12 protein-coding genes are annotated in these 15,628 nt (G+C 49.8%); 11 read left to right on the top strand and 1 reads right to left on the bottom strand.

The features are described 5' to 3' along the window. Positions 1-128 precede the first annotated feature (128 nt). Genes ACZYR9_RS17930 through ACZYR9_RS17940 form a run of 3 tightly spaced genes read left to right on the top strand, consistent with a single transcriptional unit; the run spans position 129 to position 4,266 of the window. Positions 129-1,496, top strand: coding sequence for a sensor histidine kinase (locus ACZYR9_RS17930; RefSeq protein ID WP_488979864.1), 1,368 nt, complete (start codon positions 129-131; stop codon positions 1,494-1,496). 6 nt (positions 1,497-1,502) lie between these two features. Next, positions 1,503-2,942, top strand: coding sequence for a response regulator transcription factor (locus ACZYR9_RS17935; protein WP_488979865.1), 1,440 nt, complete (start codon positions 1,503-1,505; stop codon positions 2,940-2,942). Between the two features lie 25 nt (positions 2,943-2,967). Then, complete coding sequence (locus tag ACZYR9_RS17940; RefSeq protein ID WP_488979866.1) at positions 2,968-4,266, top strand: MFS transporter; 1,299 nt, start codon at positions 2,968-2,970, stop codon at positions 4,264-4,266. A gap of 202 nt (positions 4,267-4,468) precedes the next feature. On the opposite strand, the gene ACZYR9_RS17945 is transcribed toward ACZYR9_RS17940, so the two are convergent. After that, on the bottom strand, positions 4,469-6,559 hold the full coding sequence (locus ACZYR9_RS17945; RefSeq protein WP_488979867.1) for a response regulator transcription factor: 2,091 nt from the start codon (positions 6,557-6,559) through the stop codon (positions 4,469-4,471). A 254-nt stretch (positions 6,560-6,813) separates the two neighbouring features. Here ACZYR9_RS17945 and cynS point away from each other — a divergent pair, with 254 nt between their 5' ends. The 8 genes from cynS to rlmD all read left to right on the top strand — a co-directional run bounded on the left by cynS (position 6,814) and on the right by rlmD (position 15,202). Further along, positions 6,814-7,257: a cyanase gene (gene cynS / locus ACZYR9_RS17950; protein ID WP_488979868.1), complete on the top strand. Its 444-nt coding sequence runs from the start codon at positions 6,814-6,816 to the stop codon at positions 7,255-7,257. A gap of 67 nt (positions 7,258-7,324) precedes the next feature. Then, a complete protein-coding gene (locus ACZYR9_RS17955) occupies positions 7,325-7,501 on the top strand; it encodes a twin-arginine translocase TatA/TatE family subunit (protein WP_488979869.1) in 177 nt (58 codons plus the stop codon). Between the two features lie 18 nt (positions 7,502-7,519). Further along, the gene (locus tag ACZYR9_RS17960) at positions 7,520-8,863 is read left to right on the top strand and encodes an ABC transporter substrate-binding protein (RefSeq protein WP_488979870.1); all 1,344 of its coding nucleotides are present in this window, start codon (positions 7,520-7,522) and stop codon (positions 8,861-8,863) included. Positions 8,864-8,886: 23 nt separating this feature from the next. Further along, positions 8,887-9,735, top strand: coding sequence for a nitrate ABC transporter permease (ntrB, locus tag ACZYR9_RS17965; protein ID WP_488979871.1), 849 nt, complete (start codon positions 8,887-8,889; stop codon positions 9,733-9,735). Beyond that, entirely contained in the window at positions 9,725-10,492 is a 768-nt protein-coding gene (locus tag ACZYR9_RS17970; RefSeq protein WP_488979872.1) for an ABC transporter ATP-binding protein, read from the top strand. The genes ntrB and ACZYR9_RS17970 overlap by 11 nt, the downstream gene beginning before the upstream one ends. Before the next feature lie 115 nt (positions 10,493-10,607). Next, complete coding sequence (locus ACZYR9_RS17975) at positions 10,608-12,095, top strand: methyl-accepting chemotaxis protein (RefSeq protein WP_488979873.1); 1,488 nt, start codon at positions 10,608-10,610, stop codon at positions 12,093-12,095. A 213-nt stretch (positions 12,096-12,308) separates the two neighbouring features. Then, positions 12,309-12,668, top strand: coding sequence for a Lin0512 family protein (locus ACZYR9_RS17980; RefSeq protein ID WP_488979874.1), 360 nt, complete (start codon positions 12,309-12,311; stop codon positions 12,666-12,668). A gap of 965 nt (positions 12,669-13,633) precedes the next feature. After that, a complete protein-coding gene (gene rlmD, locus ACZYR9_RS17985; protein ID WP_488979875.1) occupies positions 13,634-15,202 on the top strand; it encodes a 23S rRNA (uracil(1939)-C(5))-methyltransferase RlmD in 1,569 nt (522 codons plus the stop codon). Positions 15,203-15,628: the final 426 nt, after the last annotated feature.

Genomic DNA, 15,628 nt, shown 5'->3' on the forward strand with positions numbered 1-15,628 from the left:
TTGCTTTTAACTCCTTCTATGCTTTGTGATAAAATATTTGTAGAATCGCCACTTTCTTAAGCGGTTGGAAGCGGAACTCGAACGAGGGTGAGCAGGCGGCTTAGGAGCATCGATATGGAGGCGGGAGCTTGTATATCAGCATAAAATATAAATACATCGTTATTTACTCGATATTGATCATTCTCCCTATCATTATGTTCCATGTATGGATTTATCAAATCTGGTCCGGCAAGCTGTACGACCATATCGTGGATTCCAACGTGAAGCTGGTGAAGCAGCTAGGCAACGCTTTGGCCTTGTTCAGCGACGACAAGAAGCAGGTTGTCCTGAATGAGTTGATTGCGGGTTCGGGACTGGATAAGAATAGCGATATAGTGGTGACGGATCGTTCAGGCAGGCTGATTTATAGTTCCAATGCCATCTTCTCGGAAAGTCGTCTGACCGGCATGATTTCATCTGCATCGGATGTTAGCGGGAAATGGATTACACACGACTTTAAGCAAGAAATGCTGGTTGCTTATCATGATCATCCTGTTACCCGCTGGCATGTGATGGCGTTTACGCCTACGGAGATGATTTATGATCAAATGGCTCCCATGAAGTGGCTGATGTTTGCGCTCATTATGCTGAGCGTCATTCTAGGCGTATCTTCGGTTGTTCTTATCTCGTTTCATCTGACCTCGCCCATTCGTACCCTCAAAAAGAAATTGGAGGAGCTGGAGGACGGCAGGCTGGACCCTCTGGATGAGCCGGAGGTGATTTTGAAGGATGAGCTCTGGAAGATCGGCATCAGCTTTAACGGCATCGTCTCCAAATTAAGCGAACAAATGAATTTGCATTATCAGCTCCAAATGAAATCCAACCAGGCGAAATTACTCGCTTTGCAGTCCCAGATCAATCCGCATTTTCTTCATAATACGCTCGAGACGATTAATTCCATCGCTTTGGTAGAAAATGTCCCTGTAATAGCCCAATTATCGAGATCGCTTTCCAAGATGTTTCGTTATAATACCGTACAGGAAAGCCGGCTTGTTACGATAAAAGAGGAATTGGAGCATGTGGAAAATTATTTGAATGTTCAGCTGATCCGCTTTGACGGTATCATTTCGAGTGAAACGGATGTAAATGCCGCCATCATGGAAAAACCCACGATTAAATTTATTCTTCAGCCATTAATTGAAAATTGTTTTGTTCACGCTTTCAAGGATCTTGTCGAACAGGGAATGATTCGGATCAAGGGATGCATCGAAAATGAAAGCATTGTGATATGCATTGAAGATAACGGCAGAGGGATGGACAGCGAGCAGCTGATCCGGATCAACGGGATGCTGCAGCATTCCATGTTAGAGACAGAAGAAGACCCGGACGGCGGGGTAGGTTTGCTCAATGTGAATACCCGGATTAAAATGACGTTCGGACAAGAATACGGTCTTTCCTGCCATGCTCTTATGCCTAGAGGTTTATCCGTTAAAGTGACATTGCCTTTTGGCGTATAAAGAGGAGTGAGTACGATTTTTCGATTGCTTATTGTGGAAGATGAGCCGTGGATCAGAAAATCTTTGGAGAAGATCCTGCCTTGGGAGGACATGGGAATCGAATTCGCGGGGTGCGCCAGAAATGGGGAGGAGGCATTCGGTATGATTGCCAACTCCGGGGTCGATCTGGTGATCACGGATATTAAAATGCCGAAGATGGACGGCTTTGCACTGATGGATAAGCTTTCGGAGCATATCGATCCCGCGCCCAAATATTTGATCATCTCGGGTTATGATGATTTTCAATACGCGAAAAATGCGATCAAGCAGGGGGTTATGGATTATATCCTGAAGCCGATTGATCCCGATGAGCTCAAAGCCTCCGTTTTGAACATGATACAGAAGCTGAATATGGAAAAAACCGAACGCGACAGCCTATGGAAATGGAGATTAAAGGATTACATCCATGAACGCGTCCATCATCCGGCCGGTGAGGTCATCAACGGACTTTTGCCGGAATATGCTCAGTATTGCTTGATTTTTTCCATTCATCCGGTAGATCAGGAGCTGATGGAAAAATGGGATTCCGGGGATGTGGCATGCTTTTCCCTTCCCTTGGGGACCTTCTATGTCTATTTTATTCTGTCCTCTTCCGAAGAGGCCGTGATGCTCCAGGCGGTGGCGGAGATTCGCGCAAACGGCAATCCTACCGTCGGTATGAGCGGTATTCGAACCGGCAGAGATCATTCCTTTTATCAGGCCCTTAAAGAAGCCGAAAACGACTATCTAATGAATGTTCATAGCGGCGTGAGCTCCAAAAGTCATTTGCTGCAGGATATCCATTTATCCAATAAGGATGAAATTTATTTTTTGGAAGCCTTTCAGTCCAGAGATAAAGAAAAGATTAGGCAAAAAGTAGGGCAGCTGTTGAGTGCTTATACGTATTTTGAACAGCAATGGGTTGTGCATTTTCAGCTGTGTCTTTTTTTCGGCAAATATTTATCGCATTCCGGTTCCGGCATGCCTCAGCAGGTATTGTGGCTTCACGAGTTGAAGAATATGAAAACATTAAACGAATTGGAGCAGTGGCGGCATCAAGCGCTTGATCCGACTATAGACGAAATCTTAAACATCGGTCAGAAAAGCGCGCCCAATTATTATCTGCAGGCCGTCAAATATATCGAAGATCATTATTCGAACGCCTCCTTATCGCTTGAAGCGGTCGCGCGCCACCTCAATCTGTCGGCTCCGTACCTGAGCAACATCTTTAATAGCAGAGGAGGGACTTATACCTCTTACGTGACCGGAAAAAGGGTGGAAAAAGCGAAACAACTGCTGCTCGAGACCGAGCTGACTGTTTCTGAAGTTAGCGAAGCCGTCGGCTTTAACGATGTGAAGTATTTCATTCATGTGTTCAAAAAAGAAACGCTCTACACCCCAAACAACTTCCGTAAGCTGGCCAAATAAATATGCCTTAACAGGAGGCGGGTTAATGAAGCATGAACAGCAGTTAAACAGATATCACCTATTTCTGGCCGTTATGGCGTTTTTGGGCTGGTCGATCTCGGCCATCGACGCCTCCTTATTCTTTTTCGTCGGGCCTTATTTGATGGAGGAATTCAATTTTAGCCTGCAAAACTTCGGCATGATCGTGGCCGGAGGATTTTTGATTGCGATTGTGTTCAGCTTTTTTATCGGCCCCTTGATGGATTACTTTGGCCGCAAAATCGTTTTCCAGTGGATTCTTATTTTTATGACGATCGGAACTTTTCTCAGCGGCCTGTCCTGGAATGTCGAATCCTTGGTCATCTTCCGGCTGCTGGCCACCGGCAGCGCTTTTGCGGAATATGCGGTGGGAGCCACCATCCTGGTCGAATCGGTGCCTGCCAAGCACCGCGGATGGCTGGTGGGGATTATGGCGGCCGGATGGCCGGCCGGAACGGCCGTTTCGACGTTAATCTCCTTGTATGTGATCCCTGCTTTAGGCTGGCAAAGCGCATTTTTCATTGCATCTATTCCCGCGTTTATCGTGATCGTCATCCGCCTGTATGTGAAGGAGCCGAAACGCTTCAAGGAAGTGCGACGCATTCGTACCCAATCATCCGGTCATTTGCCCGATTCCGGCTCAGAGCCTTTAAAAATGAGCTTCAGAGTGAATCGTGAGGAAGCCGTCAAATATCCGCTGCGCCAATTATTCAGGGGGGAGCTGCTGAGAAATACGATTTTGATATGGATTTATATGAATGCCGTTGTCATATCGTACAGCCTGCTGATTTGGTTTGCGCCTTATTGGCTCAACCACGCGTTCGGCATCGATTCCGCACAGGCGACGTGGACTACTTGCATCGGCAGTCTTGTCAGCATTCTGGGCTTCATTGCCTGCGGATGGTTGAGCGGAAAGGTAGGCATACGCGAGGCCAATACGATCTTTATTCCGTTGGGGATTATCATCACCATCTGGATGACCCAATTCGCCAACAGCTATGCGGCGTTTTTTCCGGCCTATCTGTTGTGGAACTTTTTTGGCGCAGGAATTTGGGGAGTAATCCCGCGGCTGTTTACGGAAGCATTTCCGACACGGGCTAGAGGTACCGGCGCTTCGGTCAATTCGGCATCCTGCTGGCTAGGATGGGCCTTCACCAGCTATTTTTCGCCTTATATTCTCAATCATATCGGCTATAACAGCTCGATCTTTTTTGCCGGCGTATTCTTATTTCCCGTTGCTTTAATCAGCCTCTGGATGATCAGAAGAATACCTCCTTCGAGTGATCTCGAAGAGTATATTACATAAAGAACGGAGTGATGGGCCAAGCCCTGTTTTGCTGCACTAACGACCGCAGGAAATCTTAAGGTCCCAATGTTGAAGAATAGGGAGCTATGATGGGCATCTTGAGGGTGATCCGCAAACCGGCGTCAACGAATGCTCGGTCGAGAATCAGAAGGTTATAACGCATAAATCAGAGGACCTGACGGAAGCTTCATCCGTCAGGTCCTTATATTTTCCAGTAAAGCTCCATCAGCTTGGTTAAGAGCAGTGTGCGGTTTGTGACTTCAAATTTCTGAAACATGGCGTTCAGATGCTTCTTGATCGTAATCTCGCTGAGGTGCAGACGGCTTGCGATTTGGGCGTTCGTCAATCCTTCGCGCAGCAGCTCGGCAACGGTTTGCTCTCTTTCGGATAATACAATGGGTTGAATACCCGGGGCAGGCTTGAGATCGTCCTGCTGCGGTTCTTGCTGCGGTTTTTCCGACTCCCGATGGGTAATAAGTTCAATTCCGGCCAGCTTCATCATGTGATCCAGATAATCCACCAATTGATCTCCTCGGGTATCGAGGATGTAGGTTGGTGAGCGTGTCTGCCCGTCATAGTTCAAATGGAACCCGTGAGACGCCCTTTGAAAGAGCATGCTTTCCAGGGCTTCGGTGTAATAGGAGTTAGGCGGCGGTGAAACGACAATTCGTTCACCGGAAAATACAAGCGAAATGATGAGATGGGCGATCGAAAAGTGCAGCTCGGCATTTTCGAAATCTCCAATATCGATGGTATGAATGAACCATCCGGAGCGCGTGCTCTCGGGTACCGAGTAGGATGCAAGCTGAGCGGGCTCCAGACCTTGAAAGTAGGATGCCGACAGCGGATGCTGAAGCAGGTAATTCAACGTCTTTTCATTAATGGGAAGGATGACGGCCAGACCGACGATTTGCTCCCGGGCATCTTTAACGATACGGAAGCAGTCCATGCCGAAATCGTGAAGCTCGTTCAGGTTCACCCACATCAACGCATGACGGCTTTGCTTCTCGGTCTGCGCAAACTGAAAGCTCCGGTTGCTGTAAGGATCGAACAGCTGGATAACTGTATCGCGGGCCTCCTCATTTCTTTTTTGCAGGTAGTGCTTGATGGCCTCCGCGTCCCCGGCAGAGGCATGGTCGAAATAACGGGGGACCGTGTTCAGCCCTTGCAGGAAGGCGCGCGGAATGGGACCGCCGATGTAGTACATCAGCTCTCCGGCGAACCAGATCGTTTCGTTGTTCCTTTTGCCTGAGGTGAGCCTTTCATAATAATAAGATACGATGCGGATCAAGTAATGCTCGTATTGCATAGGAGATCTGGAGCTCAGGTCTTGAATGACGGCATTGCGCAAAAGGTCATGGATTCGCCAGCCGTGGCTGGTTTTGTAGACAAACGAGTAGCGTATTAATCTTCGAAAGTCGATCGTTTCGATCTCCCGGTCCAATACGTGGGAGAGAATGTCTTGGTTAAAATAACGCAGCGTGGAAGCGGCCTCCACAATCTTCCGATAGCTCTGCTCCGGGACCTCGCGAAGCCACCGTTCAACGATATAGGATAGAAAATCCATGTGATGTGCCCGCGGCGCTCCGTCTTCCACTGAATTCGTCGTCGTGTGAGCTGTAGCGATGACGGCGACGGCCATCATCAATGGATGACCCTTGGTCTCATTCCATAATTGGATGATAGACGGCTCATCATGAATGCCGTTTACATGGCAGAACTGCCTGACCGCAGTAAAATTAAGCTCGGATAAGGGAAGGGAGAGCAGCCGCTTCCTCCATTCCGCAGACAGATACCACGCTTCGGAGAGAGGGTGTCTGCCCGCGATGACCGTAATCATCCGCTTCGGCAGCCTAATCAGAAAATGCTCCCGCAGCCAGCTGTCAATGCTCTCCATACATTCGTAGGCATCGATCAGCAGGACGACCGGCTGCTCGTCGTTTAAACGGTTGAGCTGCTGAATACACGCATCCACCACATCCTGGGCAGGCTCGGACGCTTGTGCGGATGATCTTCCGATCATCTGCAAAACATGGGAACAGAACGCCGCAGGCGTTTGAATGGAGCTGTGACCTTCGATCGCGATAGGGCAGTAACCGGTCTGGCTGCAGTACTGCTGGAAGGCATTCAGCAGGCTGCTTTTTCCGATCCCTCCCGTACCGTACACATTAATGATGCTGGCTGCAATGGTGCTGCCCAGAACTTCCCTGAACAAGGCCAGCTCCTGCTGGCGGCCCGAAAACAAAGGATCTCCTTGAGGATGTGTCTCCTCGAAACAATGGTAATGAATCAAAAGGCCCCTCTCCCCTCACTTTACATCCTTTCGTATATCTTATTTGTATACTTTTAGATACTGTTTGATAGCCGAAAGAAGTGTTAGGATTTATAACATAAGTTGCAGATAGGGGTGTAAGAATTCATAACACAAGTTGTTGGTTGAGTTAATAATACACTGTGAAATCGAAAGTTTGCAACAATTCAGCATTAAAAAAGTTCAGAAAAGCACATTTACAAAAAAATCTACTACAACATGGAGGGTTTATGTCAATGGACAGAACAAACAGTACCTTGAAAATTTTAAAAGCTAAAGAAGAGAAGCAGCTTTCCTGGATGGCTATTGCCGAGCATGTCGGAGCGGCAGAGGTATGGGTGACAACGGCTTTACTGGGACAAGCAACGATGTCGGCTGAGCAAGCAAAGAAGGCCGGTGAGATTCTCGGATTAGATGAAGAGACGGTCACTTCGTTAACTGTACCGCCGTTTCGCGGGAATGCGATTCAAATGCCGCCAACCGAACCTGCATTATACCGTTTATACGAAATCATCATGGTATACGGTCCGGCGTTCAAAGAAATTCTGAATGAGAAGTTCGGCGACGGCATCATGAGCGCTATTGATTTTGAAATGCACATGGAGAAAAAAGAGGATCCGAAGGGAGACCGTGTTCTGATTACCTTGAATGGCAAGTTCTTGCCTTATCGCAAATTTTAAAGCTGTAACGATGAAGAAGCTCTGAAAGCTGGGGTTTGGAATTCGCGGTGAAGAGGAGGATGGTTGCATGTTAGCCAATTTAGGGCTGCCCGGGCTTTTTTTGATCATCTTTGTTGTATTAATCCTTTTCGGTCCCCGGAAGCTTCCCGAGCTGGGCCGATCCTTCGGTACCACACTGAGGGAATTTAAGGATTCAACAAGAGGCGTATTCGAAGAATCGGATAAAAATACGGTAGAGAAATAACCATCTGGGGGGTAAACCATGAGCGAACATAACAAGCATCAATGCGGACCTGAATGCACGCATGAGAGCCATCAATATCCGGACGCGCCGATTACCAATGAGCAAGAACTAAAAGCCTATCAAGGTCAAGTGAAGGATCTTGATCTCGTCATGACACGCAGAAGCTTTATGAGGTACTCGGCCGGCCTGGGTGCCGCCATCCTGGTGAGCGGCGGGCTCATGTCCTTCCTTGCCGGATGCTCCTCTCAGCCCTCAGGGGGTACGTCCACTAGTGAATCTTTGGTGAAAGCCAATGTAGAAAAGCCGGATTTGACGATTGGCTTCATTCCGATTACTTGCGCAACGCCGATCATTATGGCCGCTCCGATCGGGTTTTACAAGAAGCATGGCCTGAACGTTACCGTGAAAAAGTACGGCGGCTGGGCGGATATTCGTGACGCCTATATCGCCGGCGAGGTGGATGCCGCGCATTTATTGTCTCCCATGACGCTGTCGCTCAGTCTTGGTCTGGGCTCGGCCCAGGTGCCAACCCGTCTGGCGGCGATTGAGAATGTCAACGGTCAGGCGATTACCCTTGCCAATAAATATAAAGACACGGTGAAGAGCGCTGCGGATTTCAAAGGCATGGTATTGGGCGTACCTTTTGATTACTCGATGCACAACCTGCTGCTCCGGTATTATCTGGCCGATGCCGGATTAAATCCCGATACGGACGTGGAGATTCGCGTGGTGCGTCCGCCGGATATGGTGGCCCAGCTTGTGACCGGCAACATCGACGGGTACTTGGCACCGGATCCGTTCAACCAGCGGGCGGTGCATGAGAAGGCGGGCTATATTTTCAAATTAACGAAAGATCTCTGGCCGAATCATCCTTGCTGCGCCTTTGGCGTGAAGCAGGAATTCATCGATAAATATCCGCAAACCTACCATGCGTTGTTGAAATCGATCGTTGACGCGACGAATTACAGCAGTGACATGAACCACCGTGAGGAAATTGCCAAAGCCATCTCGACAAGAGAGTATTTGAATCAGCCGGAGGAAGTCGTTAAAAGCGTACTGACCGGTAAATTTGATACCGGGTTAGGCGGAACCATGGATGTGCCCGACCGGATCAACTTCGATCCGTTCCCGTGGAAAAGCTTTGCGGTGTGGATGCTGATTGAAATGCAGCGTTGGGGCTATCTGAAAAACCAGACAAACCTGGATTATCCGAAAATTGCCGATGAAGTGTTCCGTACGGCTGATGTTCGCAAGGCCCAGCAGGAGTTAGGCTTCAATTCGCCTGCCGACGACTACAAGATTGAAAAGATTTTGGGGAAAGACTTTGATGTAAGCAAAGTGACCCAAGTGCTGCTCAAATAAGCGGCTGAAGAGGAGGTATAGGTATGAGCACGTCGAAATCAATGACCGCATCGGCCGATTTGTCGAAAAAAACGGGTTCAGCATCATGGAGCTCGGTGTCTATTAATACGAAGGCATTCCTGCTGTTCCTGTTCATTCTCCTAAGCGGCGGCGTCATATGGGAGCTGGTTGTTTCGCTCAGCTTGCTGTCTCCGCTGATTCCTGCTCCGAGTCTCATTTTGACACAGGGCTTTGAGCTGATCCGTGATCCGTTCTACAGCAATGGCGTCAACGATGCCGGGATCGGCATTCATCTTCTGGCCAGTATCCAACGCGTCTTGACGGGTTTTCTATTAGCGGCTGCCATAGCCGTTCCGCTCGGATTCATGATCGGGATGTCCGCCGTATTATCTAAAGCGATCGATCCGTTCATTCAGGTCATGCGCCCGGTATCTCCATTAGCTTGGCTGCCGATCGGACTCGCGCTCTTTCAAAGCTCGCAAAGCACGGCTATTTTCGTCATCTTTATCTCGAGTATTTGGCCGATTTTGCTTAATGCCATTTTCGGCGTACGCAGCATTCCCAAAACATATCTGAATGTAGCCCGCACGCTGGAAGCGAACCGCTGGATGGTCGTGAGAAAGGTCTATCTTCCGGCAACGCTTCCTCAGATTGTAACCGGACTTCGCATCAGCCTTGGTGTAGCCTGGCTAGTTATCATCGCTGCTGAGATGCTGATCGGCGGCAGGGGCATCGGGTATTTTGTCTGGAACGAATGGAACAACCTCAATATTGCCAATATCATCGTCTGTATCGTGTTGATCGGCTTGGTCGGTATTGTATTGGATCGCCTATTATCCATGGTAGAAAAGAGGGTCAAATATGAGTACTGATACGCTGCTGCAAATCAATCGCGTGACCAAATCATATCAGACCCGCGGTAAAGCATTCGATGCGTTGGATGAAATCTCGATGAATATTAAAGAAGGGGAATTTATTTCGTTAATCGGTCCCAGCGGCTGCGGGAAGAGCACGCTGCTGAATATGGTCGCCGGATTGGAGAATTGCAGTACGGGCCATATCATGCTTGACGGAAGGAAGATTGACGGTCCGGGCATCGAGAGGGGCATGGTCTTTCAAAGTCACGCGCTGTATCCCTGGATGACCGTCTTTGACAACATTATGTTTGCATTGGATTGTGTCATGAAGACCGCTTCAAGGGCGGAAAAGGAGGAGCTGGCAAACAAATACCTGGATGTGGTGAAGCTGACGGCCGCCAAGGATAAGAAGCCCGGCGAGATTTCCGGCGGGATGAAGCAGAGGGTAGGGATTGCCAGAGCGTTCGCTATTAATCCCAAGGTACTGCTGCTGGATGAGCCGTTCGGGGCATTGGATGCGTTAACCCGCGGCGAATTGCAGGATGAGCTCGAACGGATATGGGAGAAGGACAGACGGACCGTCGTCATGGTGACGCATGATGTGGACGAAGCCATACTGCTGTCCGATCGCATCGTAGTTATGGGTCATGGGCCCAAAGCCAAGGTGTTGGACTGCATCGAAGTAGACATTCCAAGACCACGGCAGAAAGCGGAGCTGATGGAGGACCCCCGGTTTGTCTTATTGAGGAAGAAATTGGTCGGCATGCTGTGAGTTGGTAAGTTGAATTTGAAATATTAAACCGGCTGTACCATCTAGTCGATTGCGGCTAGGGGTACAGCCTTTTAACCAATGATTCCCGGATGATATGAAGGGTGAGTGAAAGAGTATGCTGCATAATTTATTCTCATTTCAACAAACCAAAGCGCTCCTCTCCAATCTCGCCGCAGGTGATTTAACGGAGGATGGTGTCGGTGAGCTAAGAAAAATGGGTCCGCTCGATCTTCTCGTATTGAAAACCGTCCGAGGACTGCGTCCGCTCATTCGTGTCGTGGAAAATTCGGCCTCGCGGCTGCATAAGAAAATGGAGGAGCTGGAGGCGCGTTCGGAGATTGTGACCGACCATGCCGCCGGAGTGAACGCCACCATCAGGGAGATGGCTGAAGCCATTCATGACTCAGCGGAGCGGACGCAGGGGGTTGCGGCGGAGATGTCGGACGTGAGCCGGCTGTTGATCAAGATTAAGGGAACGCATCAAGAGCTGTCGCAATCGGCCGAGACGCTCAATGGCCTTGTCCATGAAGGGCAGACTGAAATGACAAGCGCTTTGCAGCGGATGCGTAAGGTTACCGAAGAGAATGCCATGGTTCAGCAGAAAACGGAAGCCGTTCGCGAGACGGTAGCCCAAGTATCCGCAATTCTTAAATTGGTGCAGGAGGTCTCGAGCCAGACGCAGATGCTGTCATTAAATTCGAGCATTGAAGCGGCCCGGGCCGGGGAGCAAGGAGGCGGCTTCTCGGTGGTAGCCAAGGAGATCGGCAAGCTGTCCAAACAAACCAAGGATGCGGTCAAGGAAATAGAGCTCCTTCTGGCCGGCGTGAATGCAAGCACGAATGAGCTGCAGGAAGGTATGCGCCGAATGAATGATACGACAGAGGAAGGTATGCAGGTGATGACCAAAGCGCATGACCGCTATGACGTCATCGTATCGTATTTATCGCAAACGACCCGTACCATTCAGGAGACAGAACAGAGCATTCGCGGCATTGAACATGCATCCTCCCAAGTATCGGAGGCGATGCAGAATATCTCGGCCATGGTGGAAGAAACCGCAGCCGGAATCGAACAAATACTCGCTTCGGCTCAAACGCAGCAAGCGACGATAGAGGACATGAGAACACTCATTAAGGAGGCTCTGCGCAGCGGGCTCTCGCTTCGCTCGTCGGTTTCCCAATTCAAGCTTCCACAGCAAGGGCATGGAGGGAAGTTTCAGCAATTGGCCCATGATTGGATCGAATCGGCTCTGCAATGCCGGGTGATGATGATCAAGGTATTTGACATTACCGATAGAAGCAAGCTTGACGCCTGGTATCAGGAGCTTGGCCACCAGGACGCTTGGGTGAAAGGGAGCTTTGTGCGGCTTGGCGATGTGATGGCCGATTCGGAGGACCGGGCCGCTTACGAGTACCTCTATAAATGCTGGGATGATTACATAACGGCAAGAGATAAAAACGTAAGGCTGCTGTTCGCCGGCGAATTTGCCCGGGCCAAGGACGGGGTGATGAACGAGGCCAGAGAACGTTTCAAACAAGCGATGGATCATATGTATGAATGGTTGGAGGCTTCTTATAAAGACAGTCAATCCAAATTGGCTTAACCGCTGGAAAACTTCATGGAAGTATCAAAGCTCGCCCCGCGAATGAGTCAGGGTATAAAGACATATTGGGCCGTTCCTATTTTTCACGATAGGACGGCCCAAATTCATTTCGTGAGGTATAATGATGAGGAACCGTCATGGTCAGAATGAGCCGCACGCAAGCTTTGACAATGAAAATCATGAAACGGCATAGTAAAAGGAGCGGATAGAACAATGGATAAAGTCATGTTTATTGAAATCGGTATGGGGATTGATCTGCATGGACAAAACGTGACCAAGGCAGCCGTCAGGGCCGTTCAGAATGCCATACACCATAACTCCATGCCCGGTCTGCGGTCGGTGCTTCCTAATAACGACATAAACAACATGAAGGTGAATGTAAGACTGGCTGTTCCTGCCGATAAGGAGAAGCTGGACCTGGATGTCGTTAAAGCGGAATTGCCTTACGGCGAGGTAACCTTCGAGGTGGTTGATGGGGGTATGCTTACTACCAGCGGTGTTGTTCTTGCCGATAAAGAAGATATCAATGACTTGGTATATGTGGTCATTGCGTCGGTTGAAGTTGGATATTGATAGATGATCCGGGAGGGTCTGCGACAGCAGGCCCTCCTTTTTATTTTGTTGCCGCACGCGCCTTCTCCTTCACCTGATACAAAGGAATAATTAACCATGTAAATAGGACATAATATGAAGGAATTTCCATCCTGGCTGCTAGGGAAGAGCTTATGATTTACATTCAACTGCTTGCGGGGCTATTGTGCTGGTGGATTGTACACAAAAATAACCGAATTCCCCAACTGAGTAATATTATCATCTTTATTGGACGCCCAAATTGTTTTCAAAGCAAGTGATCCTCGGCATCATGCTGTTTCACTCTGTTTTTGGCCTTACCGTAGATTTGCTGATTAGGTATTTCCCCTCCTTGGGATTTCTATGACACGATGGATACGAAAGGATATGATTGGTTCGATTTTTTGATTTACACCATGAATTATCCTATATACGGTTATTTTTTCGCGCATTTTATGACGAAGTGGGTCAATCAAAAGAGGTCGTTGGTTGCTTTTATCGCGATGTGGGTTATTTTGACGGCATGTATGGAATGGGTGTCCGTCCAATTTCATGTGTTTCAATATAAATACGGCTGGAATCTAGGTTATTCCGTCATTTCCTATATTATTGTCTTTGGGTGCAGTGCTGGTTTTATTCGCTGGCTTAGCCATTGCTCACCAAAAAGGAGCACATCATACCGTTGATTCGAGACTTTGTTTGAACCGGGAAACCGGTATTTTTGCTGACCGCATATATTGTTTTCCTTGGAATGTTTTTGCATACCTCATTCGATGATCTTGCAGTGTCGAAAGTCACCGCCTCATCAGAAGACGGTCTCAAAACCGGAATAAAAATATGCTCAAGCAAAATGGCTTGCCGTGATCAGCTGCTTCAAAGCAGACTTTATAGCTGCCGCTCCATTGGGAAAAAAGTATACCCCTGTGGTATAGTGGAAGAAACGATAGCGGAAACGGAGCGAATACAGCATGACACAGGGGATGAATAGGCCGCAGGAGCGGGGGCGTAAGCAGGGCGGCGGGCCGGACAAGCGTTACGCCGCAGCGGCAGGAGCCAAAACGGCGGGGTCCAAATCTGACCGACCGAACAAATCGAACCGGCCGCAAGCAGCCCGTCAGCAGAAGAACACGACGCGGAAGCCATCCGGGCTCGCCGGAGCCCCTTCTTCTGCCGAAGAGGTCCGAGTGGGAGACCGTATTATTGTCACGATCAAACGAATCGGGATTAATGGAGAAGGGGTCGGTTATTACCGGCGCAAGGCTGTATTTGTCCAGGGGGCTTTGCCCAATGAAGTCGTCAAGGCGAAAATCACGAAGGTGGAGCCGGGTTACCTGAGCGCGGACATCATCGAGCTGGAGAAAATATCGCCTGACCGTCAGGAGCCGCCTTGTCCCGTCTATGAATCCTGCGGCGGGTGCCAGCTGCAGCATATGACCTATGAGGCACAGCTGAAGGCGAAGGAAGAGCTTGTGCGTGAATCGTTCCAGCGCTATGCCGGTCTTCAGGAGCTGCCGTTCCGGCCGATTCTTGGAATGACCGATCCATGGGGTTACCGGAACAAGGCCCAATTGCAAATAGGGCGCGAAGGGGAAGAGTTGATCACGGGTCTATATACGACAGGGACGCATCGTTTGGTCGATATCAGCGGGTGTGCCATTCAGCATCCTACTGTTAATCAAGTCATTGATCAGGTGAAGACGATCTTATCGGAGCTTCAGGTCCCAATCTACAATGAACGCACTCGCGAGGGAGCGGTCCGGACCGTCGTCGCCCGCGTCGGTCAAGCCACCGGGAATGTCCAGCTGACGCTGATCACCGCCACCGACCGGCTGCCGGATTCCAAACGGCTTGTGCAGCGAATCCGTGAGGCTCTGCCTATGGTCACCACGATTGCCCAAAATATCCATAAGGGCAAGTCGCCGCTTGTATTCGGGGAGAAAACCGTCGTGCTCTGGGGACGGGACCGGCTCGAGGAAACGCTTGGCGACGTCCGGTTTTCCTTATCTCCGCGGGCCTTCTTCCAGCTCAATCCGGAGCAGACGGTGAAGCTGTATAACGCCGTAAGTGAGGCAGCCTCGCTCAACGGCTCGGAGCTGGTCGTCGACGCCTACTGCGGTACAGGTACGATCGGCCTGTGGCTGGCCCCTCATGCCCGGGAGGTACGGGGCATCGAGGTTATTCCCGAGGCGGTACAGGACGCCCGGGACAATGCACGCTCAAGCGGCGTTGAGAACGCACGCTTCTTTGAGGGGCGCGCCGAGAAGCTGCTGCCCGAGTGGGTCAACGGCGGCGTCCGACCCGACGTCGTCGTCGTCGACCCGCCGCGCACCGGCTGCGAGCGCCCGCTGCTGCAGGCGCTCGTGCAAGCCCGGCCGAAGCGGCTGGTGTATGTGTCGTGTAACCCGGCCACCCTGGCCAAGGATTGCCAGGTGCTGCTCGACGGCGGCTTCCGTCTCGAATGGGTGCAGCCGGTCGATATGTTCCCGCATACGGGGCATGTGGAGTGCGTAATAGGAATGCAACGAATCGATACGTAGAAATCCTTTGTTTTCAACACTTTGCGCGTTTTATGACTTTCACGGCGGACGGCAACGACTTCAAAAATAAGGTGCTCAAAGACAAAATCGAGGTTTCGGTCGTTTTGGACCTAGATTTGGACGTCGGGTGTGTAGATATGTTAAATTCATGGGAATAAATTCATGAATCAGCTGAAAATGAAAGTTGCTGCAACATATGAATATACAAGGGAACACCCCTAATTGCGGTGTTCTCTTCTTATATATAAATATAATTTAAAAACCGGCCGTTATCTCAAAACCTAACGGTCATGACAAAATGTAAAGAGTCGTGTTACGAGCCGAGCGAGAAGCGGGTTTCCATTCCTATTTTTCACCATCAGAGCCTCGAAGGAAGGGGTTGGGAAGTCTTATGGCTGTATGAATTGGTGAAACGGTGCATGTGAG

It is taken from the genome of Paenibacillus sp. F024 (genome assembly GCF_057814255.1).

Coding starts and splice junctions, on each gene's coding strand:
- ACZYR9_RS17960 (WP_488979870.1), top strand. CDS start 7,520: ATGAGCGAACATAACAAGCATCAATGCGGACCTGAATGCACGCATGAG.
- cynS (WP_488979868.1), top strand. CDS start 6,814: ATGGACAGAACAAACAGTACCTTGAAAATTTTAAAAGCTAAAGAAGAG.
- rlmD (WP_488979875.1), top strand. CDS start 13,634: ATGACACAGGGGATGAATAGGCCGCAGGAGCGGGGGCGTAAGCAGGGC.
- ACZYR9_RS17970 (WP_488979872.1), top strand. CDS start 9,725: ATGAGTACTGATACGCTGCTGCAAATCAATCGCGTGACCAAATCATAT.
- ACZYR9_RS17975 (WP_488979873.1), top strand. CDS start 10,608: ATGCTGCATAATTTATTCTCATTTCAACAAACCAAAGCGCTCCTCTCC.
- ntrB (WP_488979871.1), top strand. CDS start 8,887: ATGAGCACGTCGAAATCAATGACCGCATCGGCCGATTTGTCGAAAAAA.
- ACZYR9_RS17955 (WP_488979869.1), top strand. CDS start 7,325: ATGTTAGCCAATTTAGGGCTGCCCGGGCTTTTTTTGATCATCTTTGTT.
- ACZYR9_RS17940 (WP_488979866.1), top strand. CDS start 2,968: ATGAAGCATGAACAGCAGTTAAACAGATATCACCTATTTCTGGCCGTT.
- ACZYR9_RS17980 (WP_488979874.1), top strand. CDS start 12,309: ATGGATAAAGTCATGTTTATTGAAATCGGTATGGGGATTGATCTGCAT.